Here is a 16,206-nt window from a genome sequence, read left to right on the forward strand (position 1 = left end):
CAGCCGGGCGCCGCCGTCAGTCGCGGAACGCGCCGCGGTAGCGCGCCGCCGGATGCCGCGGGTTCACCTGCGCCGACCCCGTCAGCCGCTCGCGCAGTCCACCGCGCGAGTACTCCGTCCGCGCCAGCCCGCGCGAGCGCAGCACCGGCATCACCTCGTCCACGAACTCGACGTAGCTGTCCGGCAGCGTCCAGTGCGCCAGGTTGATCCCGTCCACGCCCGCGTCGCGCAGCTCTCCGAGCCGGTCCGCGATCTGCTCCGGCGTGCCCACCACGCGCGGGTGGCGCCGCACCGCGAGGCGGGCGAGGTCCGCGACCGTCGCGTCGCGCTCGGGCAGCAGGCGGATCATCGACTCGAGCGTGCTGCGGTTGCCGTTCGTCGTGATGTCGCGCAATCGTGTGTCCGGCGGGAACGGTGTGCCGTCGGCCTGGTCGACGCTCAGGCCCGCGTGCAGCAGGTGGGCGTCGATGCTGGTCCGGGCGTCCAGCTCGGCCTCGCGCTCCCGGGCCTCGCGCTCGGTGCTCCCGACGACGACCGACAGGGGCGAGAAGAACAGGACGTCGTCGCCGCGGCGCCCGGTCGCCTCCGTGAGTGCGCGGGTCGACGCGATCAGCTCCCGCGTCTGCTCGAGGGTCGATCCGCCGACGAACTGCGCCTCGGCGTGCCGGGCGGCGAAGGCGCGGCCGGCCGGCGAGGACCCGGCCTGGAAGAGGAACGGCGTGCGCTGCGGCGACGGCGCCGACAGGTGCGGTCCCTCGACCCGGTAGTGCTCGCCGACGTGGTCGATGCGGTGCACCGCCTCCGGGCGCGAGAAGGCGCCGGCCTTGTCGCGGACCGAGGCGTCGTCGTCCCAGGACCCCTCCCAGAGCTTGTAGACGACGTCGAGGTACTCCTCGGCCTGCGCGTAGCGGGCGTCGTGCTCGGTGAGCCGGTCGAGACCGAAGTTGCGGGCCGCGTTCTCCTGGTAGCTGGTGACGATGTTCCAGGCGACCCGCCCCTTCGAGAGGTGGTCGAGGGTCGACATGCGCCGGGCGAACTCGAACGGGTGCGCCTGCAGGATCGAGCTCGTCATCGCGAGCCCGAGGTGCTCGGTCGAGCCGATCAGGGCGGCGAGGAGGATCGACGGATCGTTGGTGGGCAGCTGCAGCCCCTCGCGGGCGTTGACCTCGAGCGAGGCGCCGACCGCGCCGTAGGTGCCGACCACGTCGGCGAAGAAGATCGCGTCGAACACGCCGCGCTCGAGGGTGCGGGCCGTCTCGACCCAGAAGGCGAGGTCCTCGAACGACCCGTGGCGCGCCTCCGGTCGCCGCCACTGCCCGTGGTGGAGGTGCGACGGCGTGTTCATGACGAACGCGTTGAACAGCAGCGGACGGGGCGGGCGGGTCATGCGGGCTGCTCCTGCGCGGTGACGGTGCTGCGGAAGTCGGTCTCGGGCTCGGTGCCGTTGAGCAGGTAGGCGCCGATCGCCGCCTGACGGAACGCCGCCGGGTTGTGCGAGGCGATGGTGCGGGCGTTGCGCCAGTGCCGGTCGAGGCCCGACTCCGTCAGCACCGCGGAGGCGCCGCCCACCTCGAACAGGCGGGAGGTCACCGCGACGATGTCGGCCACGGCGATCTGCTGCGCCTCGAACTGGCGGATCTGCACGCGGACGTAGTCGCGGGTGCGCTCGGCCTCGTCGGCGTGCTCGCGGTCGCGGACGGCGGCGTAGTCGCGGGCGACGTCGTGCACGAGCGCTTCCACCGCGGCGACGCGGCTGGCCAGCTCGCCGACGACCGACTGCACCCGCGGGTCCTCGCGCGGCAGGCTCTCGCCGGCGACTCCGAACGAGCGCGACCGCGCCCGAACGAAGCGCAGCGTGTCATCGAGGGCCGCCCGGCCGATGCCCGCCATGGTCGCCTGGAGCAGCAGGTGCAGCAGGAGCCGGAAGTCGAGCGTGTACCAGTCGGGCTCCTGCAGCACTCGGTAGACGTGCTCGTCGTCGAGCGGCACGTCGGTGAACACGGTCGTGCCGCTCGCGGTGAGGCGCTGGCCGAAGCCGGTCCAGTCGTCGATCACCTCGACGCCCGGGGCCCGGGTCGGCACGACGGCGCCGTAGCGCTCGCCGGTCGGGTCGAGGGCGCCGGTCCACGTGTAGTCGGCGTAGAGCGTGCCCGTCGTGTAGAACTTGCGGCCCGTGAGTCGCCAGCCGCCCTCGACCGGGACGAGCCGCGCCTCCGTCGTCGTCGCGGAGCCCTTCTCGGCCTGCGAGTTGGCGAACAGCGCTCCCTCCGCCGCGCGCCGGAGCCACGCCTCGTCGCGCGCGGTGCCGCCGACGAGGAAGCGCTCGACGAGCCCGAAGTGGCCGCGCAGCGCCTGCGGGAGGTTGGGGTCGGCCGCGCCGAGCGCGACCAGCAGCTCGAAGAGCTCGGGCAGTGTCGCTCCGGCGCCGCCCCATTCGACGGGCACGCGCATCGCGGTGAACCCGGAGGCGACCAGCGCCGCGATCTCGGGGTGCAGCAGGCGCCGCTCCCGCTCGCGGACGAGAGCGTCCCGTCCGACCTCCTCGATCACGGAGCGGAACCGCTCGAGATCGGTGGCCGAGAGACTCATCGCGCGACCTCCCCGAACGCGCCGCGGTAGGACCGGGCGGGATGCTCCTCCGGCAGCTGATCGCGGCCGAAGAGCTTCTGCCGCAGGGTTCCGGGTGTGTACTCGCGCTGGGCGAGCCCGCGCTCCTGCAGCACCGGGGTCACGTGGTCGACGAACTCCTCGAAGCTGCCGGGCAGCGTCCAGTTGATGACGTTGATCCCGTCGATGCCCGCGTCGCGCCACTCGGCGAGGCGGTCGGCGATCTGCTCGGGCGTGCCGACGATCCGTCCGCGCAGCTTCGCTGCGAGGGTCGCGAGGTCGCGCACCTTCGGGTCGGGGTCGGGCGAGAGCTCGCGCATCCACTGCAGGTGGCTCACGTTGGTGCCGGTGGAGAGCTCCGAGAGCGGAGTGTCGGGGTCGAGCGCTTCGCCGGTCGCCGGGTCGAAGGCGAGGTTGCTGTGCAGGAGGAAGCCGTCGCTCGAGAGGTACTCGTCGAGCTCGGCCGCCTTCCGCTGCGCCGCCTCCTCGGTGTCGCCGGTGACGAAGGCGAGGCCGAGGAAGAAGGCGAGGTCCTCGGGCGCGCGGCCCGTCGCCGCGACCTTCGCGCGGGTCTGCTCGATCAGCGCCCGGGTCTTGTCGAGTCCGGAGGTGAGCACGAACTGGCCCTCCGCGTGGCGGGCGGCGAAGGCGCTCCCCGCGGGGGAGGAGCCTGCCTGGAAGATCATCGGGGTGCGCTGCGGCGACGGCGGGCTCTGGTGCGGGCCGGCCACGCGGTAGCGCTGCCCGACGTGGTCGATGCGGTGGATCCCGCTCGCGTCGGCGAACACCGCGTCGTCCGGGTGGCCGAGCGCCTTGTCGCGCCGGAGCGCGTCGTCGTCCCACGACCCCTCCCAGAGCTTGTAGACGACCTCGAGGTACTCCTCGGCCCAGCGGTAGCGCTCGTCGTGCTCCTCGAGTCCGTCGGCGCCGAAGTTCCGCGCGGCGCTCTCCTGAGCGCTGGTCACCACGTTCCAGCCGACGCGGCCGCCCGAGAGGTGGTCGAGCGTCGACACGCGCCGGGCGAACTCGAACGGGTGCGCCTGCAGCACGGAGGAGGTGAACACGAGTCCGAGGTGCTCCGTGACGGCGGCCAGCGCCCCCAGCAGCACCGACGGGTCGTTGCTCGGGAACTGCAGCCCCTCGCGCGCGTTCACGGTGTAGTCGCCGCGGGCGGGACCGTAGAGGCCGAGGACATCGGCGAAGAAGATCGCGTCGAACCGGCCGCGCTCGAGGGTGCGGGCCAGGTCGGTCCAGAGCCGCAGCGACGTGAACTCATGCTGGCGCGCCTCCGGGTGCCGCCACAGGCCGTGCTGGATGTGGGAGGCGGTGTTCATCACGAAGGCGGAGAAGCGGAGCGGCTTCGGGGCGTCGGTCATCGGGGGTCCTCGGCGGTCGGGGTGGTCGCGGGGTCGGCGAGCAGGCGCCGGCCGGGCACGGCGTCGAGCAGCTCGCGCACGTAGTCGGTGCGGGGCGCGGCGAAGATCTCGTGCGACGGGCCCTGCTCGACGACCCGGCCGGCCCGCAGCACCACGACGTCGTGCGCCAGGCGGCGCACCGTCGACAGGTCGTGCGAGATGAAGAGGTAGGAGACGCCCTGCTCGCGCTGCAGGCGCTCCAGCAGCTGCAGCACCCGCTCCTGCGTGATCACGTCGAGCGCGCTGAGCGCCTCATCGAGCACGACGAGCGAGCTGTGCGGAGCGAGAGCCCGCGCGATGGCGACGCGCTGGCGCTGACCGCCCGAGAGCTCGCCGGGGCGCTTGTCGATCACTCCGTCGGGCAGCGAGACGGCGTCGAGCAGCTCCTCGACGCGGGCCCGGCGCTCGCGCGGCGACGCGGAGCCGAGCAGCGGCTCCGAGACGATGCGTCCGACGTTCCAGCGCGGATCGAGGGCGGAGTCGGGGTTCTGGTAGACGAGCTGCACCGTGCGCCAGAGCGCGAGCCGGTCGCGGCCCGCGACCGCGGTGACGTCGCGGCCGTCGAGCGCGATCGAGCCGGCGCTCGGGTCGAGCAGCCGCAGGACCATGCGCGCCGTCGTCGACTTCCCCGAGCCGGATTCGCCGACGAGCGCCAGCGTGCGGCCCGCGGGCAGCGCGAACGAGACGTCGTCGACGGCGGCGACGGAGGCTCCTCCGCGCCGCCCCGGGAACGACTTCGAGAGCCCGCTCACCTCGAGCACCGTCGACGGGACGGAGGAGGAGGGCGTGGGCGGTGGCGCGATCTGCGTGGCCCGCGCGTGGGCGATGAGGTCGCGGGTGTAGTCGGTGGCGGGCGTCCGCACGATCCGCTCCACCGGAGCGTCCTCGACCAGCCGGCCGCGCTGCAGCACCAGGGCGCGCGAGGCGTGGTCGGTCGCGAGCGCCAGGTCGTGGGTGACGAAGAGCACGCTGGTGCCGTGCTCGGCGGCCAGGCGGTCGAGCACGCGCAGGATCTGCTTCTGCACCGTCACGTCCAGCGCCGACGTCGGCTCGTCGGCGACGAGCAGAGCGGGGTCCAGCCCGAAGGCGATGGCGATCAGGATCCGCTGCTTCAACCCGCCCGAGAGCTCGTGCGGGTACTGGGTGAGCCGGTCGGCCGCGCGCGACACCTCGGCGATCTCGAGCAGCTCGATCGACCGGGCCCGCCGCTCGGCGCGAGAGAGGCGCTCGCCGCGGATCGCGAAGATCTCAGCCACCTGCGCCCCGATGGTGAGGACCGGAGTGAGGCTCGAGCCCGGGTCCTGGGGGACGAGGCCCACGCGGCGGCCGCGGATCCGGCTCCACCGCGACTCCGGGGCGCGGGTGACGTCGGCGCCGTCGACGAGCAGCCGGCCGGAGGCGACGCGTGCCCCCGAGGGGAGGAGGCCGGTCGCGGCGTTCGCGATGGTGGACTTGCCCGATCCGGACTCGCCGACGAGGGCGACGATCTCGCCCCGGCCGACCGTGAACGAGACGTCGTCGAGGGCGCGCACCGAGCGCCGGCCGAGCCGGTAGTCGAGCGAGAGGCCCTGGAGCTCGAGGGCGGGGGCGTCAGGCACGGGTCGCCTTTCCGAGGTAGCGGCTGAGCACGCCGAGGGCGACGACGACGACCAGGACGAAGGTGCCGGGCAGGGCGGTCATCCACCACGCGTTGGCGAGGTAGTTGCGCCCCTCGGCGATGATGAGCCCCCACTCGGGCGTGGGCGGGGGAGTGCCGAAGCCGAGGAAGCCCAGGGCCGAGACGGCCAGCACCGCCGCTCCGAAGTCGACGACGGCGAGGGCCACGAGCGCCCCGGTGATCGCGGGCAGCACGTGCCCGACGAGCTGGCGCAGGTAGCCGGCGCCGGCGAGGAGGCTCGCCTCGAGGTAGTCGAGGGAGCGCACCCGCAGGATCTCGGCGCGCGTCACCCGGGCGAACAGCACGACCGAGCCGATGCCGACCCCGATGCCCAGCGACACCGGTCCGGCGCCGTAGGCCGAGACGACGAACAGCGCGATCATGAACGCCGGCAGGGCGATGAGGGCGTCGATGACGCGCATCCCGATCGCCTCCGCCCACGGACCGAGCGTCGAGGACGCGATGCCGACGAGTGTGCCGAGGACGAGACCGACGACCACGGCGAGCCCCGCGGTGAGCGCCGTCTGGGTGGTGCCGTGGATCACCCGGGCGAGCACGTCGCGGCCGAGGTGGTCGGTGCCGAACGGATGCGCGGCGCTGGGCGGCCGGAAGACCTGGGCGGAGTCGCCGGTCAGCGGGTCGGCCGACGTGAACCAGCCGGGAGCGACGAGCCAGAGCAGGACGACGACGATCAGGGCCGCCGAGAGGATCGTGGCCGGGCCCGGCGCGGGCAGGCTCCGGAGCAGGCCGGCCCTGCGGTCGTCGGCCGTGCGGGTCAGCTCAAGCGCCAAGGCGCACCAGTCCCTTCTGCCCGCGGCTGCGCAGCACGCGGGGGTCGAGCGCGGGCGCGATCAGGTCGAGCACGAGCGTGGTGACGACGACGACGAGTGTCGTCAGCAGGACCAGGCCCTGCACCAGCGGCACGTCCTGGGCGATCACGGCCTTCAGCAGCACCGAGCCCAGGCCCGGGCGGGCGAAGACGGTCTCGGTGATGACGGAGCCGGCGAGCAGGATCCCGAGGGTCGTGCCGATGACGGCGGTGGTCGCGCCCAGCGACGAGCGCAGCACGTGCCGGAGGAACACCCGCAGCGGGCGGGCGCCCTTCGCCCGCGCGGTCTTCACGAACGCCTGCTCCGACGCCTGCTCCACTCCGCTCAGGAGCACCTGCGCGATCGGAGCCGACACCGGGATCGCCAGGACGAGCGCCGGGATGAGCAGCGAGAGCAGCGATCCGTCGGGGAAGAGCGACAGGATCCGGAGCTGGAACGAGAAGACCTGCAGCACGATGATGCCCAGCCAGAACACGGGGACCGAGCTGAAGAGCGACGGCACCGCGACGATCACGGCCTTCAGGCGCGGCGAGTCGATCAGGAACGCCGCGGCGCTGACCGCCACCGCGATCACGATGCTCAGGAGCAGTCCCGTCGACGCCAGCGCCACCGTGCTCCCGACCACGTCGCCGATGCGGGTGAGCACGGGCTGCCCGGAGGAGAGCGAGAAGCCGAAGTCGCCGCGCACCAGGTTCGCGAGCTGCAGCAGGTACTGCTGGTACCAGGGCTGGTCGTAGCCGTAGAGCGCGCTGACCTGCGCGATCAGGGCGGGGTCGGCTCCGGCGTCGCTCGCCAGGAAGATCGTGACGGGGTCGGACGGCAGCAGCTGCACGACGACGAACACGATCGTGTAGGTCAGCCAGAGCACGAGCACCGCCTGCCCCGCCCGGCCCGCGAGATACCGGAGCACGACGACTACTCCTGGATCCAGGCTTCCTGGAGCAGCGGCGCGGTGCCGCCGTCGAAGGTCACGCTCACTCCGGGGCCGACGGCGTGCACCTGCACCTCGTCCCACAGCGGGACGAGCAGGTTGGTGCCGAGCACGAGGCGCTCCTGGATGTCGGCGAGCACCGCGTCGCGGGCGGCCGGGTCGGTCGAGGCCCGCTCGGTGGCGAACAGGGCGTTCAGCTCGTCGTCCGAGACGTAGGTGTTGGTGTTGCCCGCGGCGCTGAACAGCGGGCCGAGGCCGCCGAGGTAGAACTGGCGCGAGCCGATGGCGGGGTAGGACGGGTCGCCCAGGGCGGTCGCGAGGATCGCGCTGTCGCCCGCGTTGTTGGTGAGCTCGACGCCGAGCTTGCGCCACTCCGACTCGATGAACTCGAAGGCGGGCTTGATCACGACGCTGCGGGGGCTGGCGGCCACCGAGAGGGCGAGGCGCTGCCCGTCCTTCTCGCGGATGCCGTCGGAGCCGACCGCCCAGCCGGCCTCGTCGAGCAGGCGCTCGGCCTCGTCGGCGTCGTAGGCGAGGTCGTCGCCGAGGTCGACGAAACCGGGAGCGGAGCGGTTGAGCACCGATCCCGAGAGCGGGTAGCTGTCGCTGAGCACGCTCGCCTTGAGGGCCTCGCGGTCGAAGCCGATCTGCAGCGCGCGGCGCACGTCCTGGTCCGAGACGACGGGCGCGTTCCCGCGGAAGGCGGCCCAGTTGGCGGTCAGCTCCGGCGCCTGCGCGACGGCGAGCTCGATGCCGGAGGCGGTGGCCGCGGCCTCGTCGGTCGGCTGGATGCCGCGGGCGATGTCGGCCTGACCGGAGGAGACGGCTCCGACCCGCAGACCCACCTCGGGGATCGCGCGGAACACGACCTCGTCGAGGTGCGCGGCGCCCTGGTTGGTCGAGATCGACGACGGCCAGGCGTAGTCGTCGCGCTTCGCGAAGCGGATCTCCTGGTCGGGCACCTGCGACTCGAAGACGAAGGGGCCGGAGGCGACGATCTTCGAGATGTCGGCCTGGCCGGCGTAGTCGAGCGCCAGCGTCGAGGTCGAGACGAGGCTCGCGGTCGAGGCGGCGGTGGCCTTGAGGAAGTCGGCGTTGGGCTCCGAGAGGCGCACCACGACGGTGTCCTCGCCGGTCACCTCGGAGCTCGCGTAGCCGATGAAGTCGCGGTTCTTGACGATCTTCTTCGCCTCGTCGCCCAGTCCGAGCTGATCGAGGTTCGCCTTGACGGCGGCGGCGTCCAGAGGGGTGCCGTCCGAGAAGGTGACTCCGGGGCGGATCGTGAAGGTGAACTCGGTGTTGTCGCCGTTGATGCTCCAATCGGAGGCGATCCACGGCACGACCTCGCCCGACTCCGGGTCGAAGGCGGTCAGACGGTCGGCGATGTTCCGGAAGACGTTCGACTGCGTGTAGTTGAAGCCCTTCTGCACCTGGAAGTCGGTCTGCAGCTCGATGTCGGCGAAGACGAGCGAGCCTCCCTCGACGGGGGTGCCGGAGGCGGCGCCGGGCTCGGTCGCGGCCTGGGCGGTGCAGCCCGCGAGCAGACCGGCCACGAGGACGGCGCCGACGGCCACGGCGAGGCGCGAGCGGGACGGGGACGAGAACATGCGGGCTCCTGAACGACGGGGCGGGACGGCTCCGGCCAACCTAGGAGTTCGCTCAGCCACCCGCCATCCGTCCTGTAACACGGCGCCACGGAGCGACCGGTCAGTCGTGCGGAGGGTCCCGCGGGAGGTCGGCGCCCGCGGTGACGGCCACCGCCGCGACCAGCACCGCGGCGTTCGCCCAGAACACGCCGGCCGAGCCCAGCGAGCCCGCCGTCGTGCCGATGGCGACGGGCAGGGCGATCTGCGCGAGTCGGTTCGCGGTCATCCGCAGGCCCAGCGCGGCGCCGTGCACCGACTCCGGAGTGAGGCGCACCACCCACGCCATCGTCAGCGGCTGGGGGACCCCGAGCGCGAGGCCCAGACCGATCATGACGACGATCGCTCCGCCCGCGTCGACCAGCGGCAGCGCGACCAGCGCGGCGACTCCGCTCGTGATCGACACGATCAGCAGCGTCTTGCGACCCAGGGCCGACACGAGCCGACCGAGTCCGATCCGGCTGAGCACCGAGACGACCGCTCGGACGGCGAGCAGCAGTCCGACGGCGACCGCCGGGACGCCCTGCTCGGTGGCCCACAGCGGCATGTACGTGTAGAGCAGGTCGACCGTCACGAGCACGGCCGCGCTGACCGAGAGCGAGCGGAGGAGCCCGGGGGTGCGCGCGACGTCGCGCATCAGGAGTGGGCCGGCCGACGACTCCGCCGCGGGGGGCGTGCTCCTGTCGACGCGCTGGAGCCGCCGGCTCCCGACCAGGCCCGCGAGCACCAGGACGCCGCAGGCCGCGGCGCCGAGCAGCGCGTTCGGAGCAGCGCCGGCGCCGGCACCGAGGGCCGCGACGAGCGTCACGATCGGAGGGCCGAGCAGCTGCCCGACCGAGGCGGCGGTGGTGAGGGTGGCGAAGCCGCTGTCGCTCGAGCCTCCGCGCGCGCGGTGGGCCACGAACGTCTGCTGGCCGATCATCACGAAGAGGTTGCCGAGTCCGATGACCGCCGCAGCCACCAGGAGGCCCGGCACGCCGGCCGGCAGCGCCAGGAGGCCCAGGCCGAGGACGAAGACCGCGATCCCGAGGAGCGAGACCCGCGCGCCGCCGACCCTGTCCGAGAGCCGGCCGGTGGGCAGCGCGCCGATCAGCGCGGGGACGGCGGTCGACGCGGCGACGAGACCGAGCACGAGCGCGTCCGCGCCGAGCTCGACGGCCCGGTACCCGATCATCAGCCGGATGCCGACCCAGCCCGACTGTACGAGAGCGGCCTGCACCCGGAGGGCCGGCCGCCAGCCCTCGCTCACCGCCGGCCGGTCACGGACGCAGCGGGATCTCGTCGGCTCCGCCCACCAGGCGCGTGAGGTCGTCGATGTCGCTGCGGACGGCTCCGTAGCGGGTCGGATCAAGGTGGAAGACGGCCAGCTGCAGCGCGTAGGCGATGACGATCGGCACGACGAGCGTGTTGTACTCCGAGTCGAACCCGCGCGGCGACGCGAGCAGGTGGTCGGGAGCGGGGCGGAAGTGGTAGCCGGGCGTGTCCGTGACCAGGATCGCCGCGCCTCCTCGGCGCTGCGCCTCGCTGACCAGGGTCGGCAGCGAGGTCGGGGCCTCGCGCAGGGCGAGGGCGACGAGGACGCTGGTGGCGTCGAAGCTCACGAAGTGCTCGGCGAGGTCCTTGCCGCCGTAGCCGAGGGTGACCACGACGAGACCGAGCCGGCGCAGGCGGCCGGCGAGCAGATCGAGCGCCGCGCGCTCGTCGGCGCTGGAGTAGAGGTAGACGGTCCGCGCGGCGTGGATCGCCCCGGCGGCGGAGTCGAGCGACTCCTGCGGGATGTATCGGGCCAGGCGCTCGAGCGAGGCGGCCTCGTCGGTCGCGAACGCGAGCAGGTCGTGCCCGGTCGACGCCCGCATGACCGGCACGGACTCGACGTGCGAGCCCTCGTCGCGCTGCAGGTCGGCCCGCAGATCCGGGTAGCCGCGGTAGCCCAGCTTCTGGGCGAGTCGGACCACCGTCGACTCGTGCGTCTGCGATCGGCTGGCGATCTCGGCCGCCGTGATCTCGGACGCGTTCGTCGCCGAGAGCAGGACGTTCATGACCCGCCGCTCGGACGGACTGATCTGCCGCGTGTTGCTCGCGACGACCGATTTGAAGCTCACGCGCACTCCCCTTCGAGTCGATGAGGACCTTACCGGTCCCGCCTTGACAGTCTGACAGCTGCATGCAATTCTGTGCAATGTCGCAAGTCGGGCGCTGCAGCCCTGCATCCGCGACTCGAGGAACCCGCAGAGAGGCGGAGGACGACGATGTCCACAATCGAACCCAGAAGCACCGCGTCCGGCGGATCCCGGTCGCTCGACCCCCGCACCGTCACGGAGTGGGCGCTCGCCGGAGCCTCCGCGCTCGGTGGTGCCGCACTGGTCGTCTCCGGTGCCGGCTACGGCCTCACCGCCCCGACCGGCGTCGGCGCGGGCATGATGCCCCTCGTCGCGGGCCTCTTCGTCGGAGTCGCCGGCCTGCTCTGGTCGCTGCGGCTGCTCCGCGCGCACCGGGCCCACGCCGCTCTCCCGATCGCGGAGGTGTCGGACTCGACGCTCGGAGTGTTCCTCCAGGGCGAGGACGACGAGCTCGACGACGCGCACTTCCCCGACCGGAGGGGATGGACGCGGGTGGGAGTCGTCGTCGGCTCCGTCGCGGTCGCAGCGCTCCTGCTCCCGGTGCTCGGCTACTCCGTCACCATGGTCGCCCTGCTGACCGCCGTGCTCGTGCTCGTCGGCGGCCGCAAGCTCTGGATCGCGGCCCTCGTCGCGATCGCGACGACGGGCGCCTCGCGCCTCGTCTTCGAGGTCTGGCTGAACACGGCCCTGCCGCACTCGACCCTCGTCCCCCTCGCCTGGCTGGGGCTGTGACCATGGGATTCGGCGAGCTCTGGGGCGGCCTCCTCACCGTCCTCACCCCCGATCACCTGCTCTTCGCGCTGATCGGCTGCATCATCGGGATGCTCGTGGGCGTCCTGCCCGGCTTCGGCCCGGCCGCGGCGGTCTCGCTGCTCATCCCGGTCACGTTCGGGCTCGACGCCACGACCGCGATCATCATGCTCGCGGCGATCCTCTACGGGGCGGCGTACGGCGGCACGACCACGGCCGTGCTGCTGCGGATCCCCGGGGAGGCGTCCTCGATCGCCACCACCCTCGACGGGTACCAGATGGCGAAGCAGGGCCGGGGCGGTCCCGCCCTGGTCACCGCAGCGATCGCCTCGTTCGTCGGCGGCCTGATCGGAGTCGTCGGGTTCGTCCTCGTCGCCCCCTTCAGCAGGCTCGCGCTCGAGTTCGGGGCTCCCGAGCTGTTCCTGGTCTCGGTGCTCGGCATGGCGCTCGTCGCGAGCTTCGCCGGGAAGGACCCGGTCAAGGCGCTGCTGAGCGTGGGGCTGGGGCTCGCGATCGCCAGCGTCGGGATCGACCAGGGCCAGGGCGTGCAGCGCTTCACCTTCGACCTCCCCGAGCTCTTCGACGGCCTGGGCCTGGTGGCCGTGGTCATGGGCGTCTTCGGGATGAGCGAGATCCTCGCCCAGGCCCGCGGCGGCTCCTCCGGATCGCGCCGGCCCATGAAGGTCGGGCGCCTGCTGCCGACGCGCAGCGACCTGCGCCGCTCCTTCCTCCCGTACCTCCGCGGCTCCGTCATCGGCTTCGCCATGGGCCTGCTGCCCGGATCGCCGGGCGCCGCGACGTCGCTCGCCTCCTACGCCCTCGAGAAGAAGGTGTCGAAGCGGCCCGAGGAGTTCGGCCGCGGAGCCGTCGAGGGCGTCGCCGGACCGGAGGCGGCGAACAACGCACTCGCGGTCTCGTCGATGATCCCGCTGTTCACCCTCGGGATCCCGACCAGCGCGACCGTCGCGATCATGGCCGGCGCCTTCACGATCAACGGGCTCATCCCGGGCCCGCTGCTGTTCCGCGACAACCCCGAGGTGGCCTGGGCGATCATCGCCAGCCTCATCGTCGGCAACGTGATCCTGCTGATCCTCAACGTCCCGCTCGCCCGGGTCTGGGTCGCGGTGCTGAAGGTGCCGTTCCACTACCTGATGGCCGTGATCATCGCGTTCATGTTCCTCGGCACCTACAGCATCAACGGATCGACGTTCGACATCCTCGTGATGCTCGGCGCCGGGGTGGTCGGCTACCTCTTCTCGCTCTTCGCGGTGCCGCTCACGCCGCTGGTGCTCGCGATCATCCTCGGCCCGCTGCTGGAGGAGAACTTCCAGCGCTCGCTCGCCCTCTCGCGCGGCGACTACTCGGTGTTCGTCAGCGGTCCGCTGAGCATCGGGCTCGTCACCGTCATCGCGCTGGCCGTGCTCTTCGGAGCCGTCCGGCCCGCCCTCTCCGCCGCCCTCGCGCGGCGCGCCTCCCGCACGATCCCCTCCGACCAGACGAAGGAGTCTGTCTCATGACCCGAACCCCCCACCGCACCGCAGCGGCCCTGATCGCCCTCGCCGCCGGCTCCGCCCTGCTCGCCGGCTGCACCTCCTCGGCCGCCGCTCCGGGCGGCGCCTCGGACGCGACCTTCCCCGAGTCCGGGCAGACGATCGAGTGGATCGTCCCGTCCGCGGCGGGCGCCGGCAACGACATCCTCGCCCGCATCCTGGCGCCGGTGCTGTCGGAGGAGCTCGACGCGAACGTGAAGGTCGTGAACAAGGAGGGCGGCAGCCAGGTCATCGGCCTGAACTACCTCGCCTCGGCCGCGAAGGACGGCGGCACGATCGGCTTCACGAACATCCCGTCGATCTTCGGACGGTACCTCGACCCCAGCAAGCAGGCCGGCTTCGACCGCGAGAGCTTCGCTCCGATCGGATCGTTCGCGCTGAACGACGTGGTCATCGGAGTGAACGCCTCGAGCCCGTACACGTCGCTCGAGGAGCTGTTCGACGCCGTCGAGGCGGCGCCGGGCGAGATCACCGTGGGCACCGACTCCCGCGCGGGGGACGATCACGTCAACCTGCGCACGATCGAGAAGGAGCTCGGGCTCGACTTCAACATCGTCCACTACAACAGCGGGGCCGACAAGATCGCCGCCCTGGTCTCGGGCGAGGTCGACTTCGCCCTGGGAGGCGTCTCGAGCTTCATCGGGCAGTACAAGTCGGGCGAGATCTCGATCCTCGCGGTCGTCAACGACCAGCAGAGCCCGTTCCTGCCGGACGTGCCGACCATCGTCGACGCCGGGTTCGAGCTCGAGCCGATGACGAACAACTTCGCCATCTCGGCCCCGGCCGGCACCCCCGAGGAGACGATCGCAGCCCTCGAGGGCGCGCTCGAGGCGGCCACGCAGGACCCCGAGGTCGCCGAGAAGCTCGAGGCCGCCGGCACCGTGCCCACCTGGGAGGACGCGGCCGAGGTCGCCGCCCTCTGGGAGGAGCGCGAGAAGACCGCGAAGCCCGTCATCGAAGAACTCATCGCCGAATAGCTCCGCCCACCGGAAGGACACCCCTCATGTCACGGATCCCCCTCATCACCGATGAGCTGATCGACCGGGCGCGACTGCTGCCGACCGCCAACATCGGCGACGCGCAGGAGCGGTTCGGCATCGCCTCCGGCCTGCACCCCGTCTGGGCGGGCGCGCGCCTGGCCGGTCGGGCGTTCACCGTCTGGACCCGCCCGGGCGACAACCTCCTGATCCACCGGGCGCTCGACGCCGCGCAGCCCGGCGACGTGATCGTCGTGAACGGCGGCGGCGACGTCACCCGGGCGCTGATCGGCGACCTGATCGGGCTGCGCGCCGACACGCTCGGCATCGCGGGCTTCGTCATCGACGGAGCGGTGCGCGACGCCGGCACGCTGGGCGACGTCGGAATGCCGGTGTTCGCGCGGGCGGTCAGCCCGGCGGGGCCGTACAAGCACGGACCGGGGCGCCTCGACGAGCCGGTCGCGATCTCGGGGGTGGTCGTCGCTCCTGGGGACCTGGTCGTCGGTGACGCGGACGGGGTCGTGGTGGTGAAGGCAGCGGAGGCGGAGGCGGTCGTCGCGGCCGCGGAGGCGATCGAGCGGGGCGAGGCCGAGAAGCGCCGCTCGATCCTCAGCGGGGCGCCGCGCGCACTGGCCTGAGGGTGGCCGTTGCGGCTCCCCTCGTGTCGTCGTGAGAGCGCTGCTCCGCCCCCTGCTTGCTGATCGAGTAGCCCGCGCAGCGGGCGTATCGAGATCCACGGTGTCTCGGCGTGGGTGGGTCTCGATACGCCCTGCGGGCTACTCGACCAGCGGCATGGGAGCGCGGCCCGTGCGACTACCGGATGCCGCTCCGCGCGAAGCCCTGGACGAAGTAGCGCTGGAAGGCCAGGAACAGCACCACCATCGGCAGCACCGAGACCAGGGCCAGTGCCATGCTCGCGCTGTAGTCCGGCGTCGACTGCCCCTTGAGGTACAGCAGTCCGATCGGCAGCGTGAACAGGTCGTTGTCCTTCAGTGCGATCAGCGGCCAGGCGAAGTCGTTCCACGATCCGAGCAGCGTCAGCAGCACGAGCACCGCGATCAGCGGGCGGCTGAGCGGCAGCACCACCTGGAGGAACACGCGCAGCTGACCGGCTCCGTCGATCCTCGCGGCCTCGAGCAGCTCCTCCGGGATCGAGAGGAAGAACTGCCGGGCGAGGAAGATGCCGAACGCCGCGGCGGCCCCGGGCAGGATCACCGACCAGTAGGTGCCGTAGATCTCGAGCCCGGCGACCAGCCGGAACTGGGCGACCATGATCGCCTGCACCGGGATCATCATCGTCGCGAGCGCCAGGAGGAACAGGGCGTTGCGCCCCGGGAAGCGCAGTCGCGCGAACGCCCAGCCCGCGGTGAGGTTCACCGCGACGGTGAGCGCCGTCACGAAGGCGCCGATGACGACGGAGTTGACGAACCAGTCGCCGACCGGGAAGCGCTCGAACACGGTGGCGAAGTTCTCGAGGCTGAGGGTGCTCGGCCAGAACCGGGGCGGGCCGGGCGCGAAGACCTCGCCGCGGGGCGAGAACGCGATGACGAGCATCCAGTAGAGCGGGAAGAAGACGATCGCCGAGGCGATCACGGCGACGACGATGCGCAGGGCGACGCCGGCGCGGGAGCCGTCCCGACCGCTGCGACGACGGCGGGTCCCGGAGGCAGCGCGGGTCGCGTCGACGGCCGGCGCGATCTGGGTGAGGGTCGAGGAGGTCATCGGG

Annotated in this window: 14 protein-coding genes; 4 read left to right on the forward strand and 10 right to left on the reverse strand. The window is 72.4% G+C overall.

Annotated elements, in window-relative coordinates; all coding sequences use genetic code 11:
- Window positions 1–16: 16 nt before the first annotated feature.
- The 9 genes from LRG51_RS12355 to LRG51_RS12395 all read right to left on the reverse strand — a co-directional run bounded on the left by LRG51_RS12355 (window position 17) and on the right by LRG51_RS12395 (window position 11,185).
- A complete protein-coding gene (locus tag LRG51_RS12355) occupies window positions 17–1,387 on the reverse strand; it encodes an NtaA/DmoA family FMN-dependent monooxygenase (protein ID WP_055794086.1) in 1,371 nt (456 codons plus the stop codon).
- Window positions 1,384–2,589 carry a hypothetical protein gene (locus LRG51_RS12360; protein ID WP_055794088.1) on the reverse strand — a complete coding sequence of 402 codons (1,206 nt, stop codon included), beginning with the start codon at window positions 2,587–2,589 and terminating at the stop codon, window positions 1,384–1,386. Before LRG51_RS12360 ends, LRG51_RS12355 begins: the two co-directional genes overlap by 4 nt.
- Entirely contained in the window at window positions 2,586–3,983 is a 1,398-nt protein-coding gene (locus LRG51_RS12365; RefSeq protein ID WP_230672975.1) for an LLM class flavin-dependent oxidoreductase, read from the reverse strand. Before LRG51_RS12365 ends, LRG51_RS12360 begins: the two co-directional genes overlap by 4 nt.
- Window positions 3,980–5,620: a dipeptide ABC transporter ATP-binding protein gene (locus tag LRG51_RS12370; protein ID WP_055794092.1), complete on the reverse strand. Its 1,641-nt coding sequence runs from the start codon at window positions 5,618–5,620 to the stop codon at window positions 3,980–3,982. The genes LRG51_RS12365 and LRG51_RS12370 overlap by 4 nt, the downstream gene beginning before the upstream one ends.
- The gene (locus LRG51_RS12375) at window positions 5,613–6,470 is read right to left on the reverse strand and encodes an ABC transporter permease (protein ID WP_157603205.1); all 858 of its coding nucleotides are present in this window, start codon (window positions 6,468–6,470) and stop codon (window positions 5,613–5,615) included. The genes LRG51_RS12370 and LRG51_RS12375 overlap by 8 nt, the downstream gene beginning before the upstream one ends.
- A complete protein-coding gene (locus tag LRG51_RS12380) occupies window positions 6,460–7,419 on the reverse strand; it encodes an ABC transporter permease (protein ID WP_055794094.1) in 960 nt (319 codons plus the stop codon). The genes LRG51_RS12375 and LRG51_RS12380 overlap by 11 nt, the downstream gene beginning before the upstream one ends.
- Before the next feature lie 5 nt (window positions 7,420–7,424).
- Window positions 7,425–9,047, reverse strand: a complete 1,623-nt coding sequence (locus tag LRG51_RS12385; RefSeq protein ID WP_230672976.1) for an ABC transporter substrate-binding protein — start codon at window positions 9,045–9,047, stop codon at window positions 7,425–7,427.
- A gap of 100 nt (window positions 9,048–9,147) precedes the next feature.
- Window positions 9,148–10,332, reverse strand: coding sequence for an MFS transporter (locus tag LRG51_RS12390; RefSeq protein WP_055794096.1), 1,185 nt, complete (start codon window positions 10,330–10,332; stop codon window positions 9,148–9,150).
- Between the two features lie 10 nt (window positions 10,333–10,342).
- Entirely contained in the window at window positions 10,343–11,185 is an 843-nt protein-coding gene (locus tag LRG51_RS12395; protein WP_146168360.1) for a MurR/RpiR family transcriptional regulator, read from the reverse strand.
- 147 nt (window positions 11,186–11,332) lie between these two features.
- On the opposite strand from LRG51_RS12395, the gene LRG51_RS12400 reads away from it, so the two are divergent.
- Genes LRG51_RS12400 through LRG51_RS12415 form a run of 4 tightly spaced genes read left to right on the forward strand, consistent with a single transcriptional unit; the run spans window position 11,333 to window position 15,118 of the window.
- Window positions 11,333–11,935: a tripartite tricarboxylate transporter TctB family protein gene (locus LRG51_RS12400; protein WP_056868759.1), complete on the forward strand. Its 603-nt coding sequence runs from the start codon at window positions 11,333–11,335 to the stop codon at window positions 11,933–11,935.
- A gap of 2 nt (window positions 11,936–11,937) precedes the next feature.
- Window positions 11,938–13,470: a tripartite tricarboxylate transporter permease gene (locus LRG51_RS12405; protein WP_055794102.1), complete on the forward strand. Its 1,533-nt coding sequence runs from the start codon at window positions 11,938–11,940 to the stop codon at window positions 13,468–13,470.
- Window positions 13,467–14,480: a Bug family tripartite tricarboxylate transporter substrate binding protein gene (locus tag LRG51_RS12410; RefSeq protein ID WP_230672977.1), complete on the forward strand. Its 1,014-nt coding sequence runs from the start codon at window positions 13,467–13,469 to the stop codon at window positions 14,478–14,480. The genes LRG51_RS12405 and LRG51_RS12410 overlap by 4 nt, the downstream gene beginning before the upstream one ends.
- A gap of 26 nt (window positions 14,481–14,506) precedes the next feature.
- A complete protein-coding gene (locus LRG51_RS12415; protein WP_077223988.1) occupies window positions 14,507–15,118 on the forward strand; it encodes a methyltransferase in 612 nt (203 codons plus the stop codon).
- A gap of 175 nt (window positions 15,119–15,293) precedes the next feature.
- Here the strand turns inward: LRG51_RS12415 and LRG51_RS12420 are convergent, their stop codons facing one another.
- Window positions 15,294–16,202: a carbohydrate ABC transporter permease gene (locus LRG51_RS12420; protein ID WP_082485639.1), complete on the reverse strand. Its 909-nt coding sequence runs from the start codon at window positions 16,200–16,202 to the stop codon at window positions 15,294–15,296.
- Window positions 16,203–16,206: the final 4 nt, after the last annotated feature.

Origin of the sequence: Rathayibacter sp. Leaf248, assembly GCF_920939495.1 — a bacterium.
GTDB lineage: Bacteria > Actinomycetota > Actinomycetes > Actinomycetales > Microbacteriaceae > Rathayibacter > Rathayibacter caricis.

Coding starts and splice junctions, on each gene's coding strand:
- LRG51_RS12355 (WP_055794086.1), bottom strand. CDS start 1,387: ATGACCCGCCCGCCCCGTCCGCTGCTGTTCAACGCGTTCGTCATGAAC.
- LRG51_RS12360 (WP_055794088.1), bottom strand. CDS start 2,589: ATGAGTCTCTCGGCCACCGATCTCGAGCGGTTCCGCTCCGTGATCGAG.
- LRG51_RS12365 (WP_230672975.1), bottom strand. CDS start 3,983: ATGACCGACGCCCCGAAGCCGCTCCGCTTCTCCGCCTTCGTGATGAAC.
- LRG51_RS12385 (WP_230672976.1), bottom strand. CDS start 9,047: ATGTTCTCGTCCCCGTCCCGCTCGCGCCTCGCCGTGGCCGTCGGCGCC.
- LRG51_RS12400 (WP_056868759.1), top strand. CDS start 11,333: ATGTCCACAATCGAACCCAGAAGCACCGCGTCCGGCGGATCCCGGTCG.
- LRG51_RS12405 (WP_055794102.1), top strand. CDS start 11,938: ATGGGATTCGGCGAGCTCTGGGGCGGCCTCCTCACCGTCCTCACCCCC.
- LRG51_RS12410 (WP_230672977.1), top strand. CDS start 13,467: ATGACCCGAACCCCCCACCGCACCGCAGCGGCCCTGATCGCCCTCGCC.
- LRG51_RS12415 (WP_077223988.1), top strand. CDS start 14,507: ATGTCACGGATCCCCCTCATCACCGATGAGCTGATCGACCGGGCGCGA.
- LRG51_RS12420 (WP_082485639.1), bottom strand. CDS start 16,202: ATGACCTCCTCGACCCTCACCCAGATCGCGCCGGCCGTCGACGCGACC.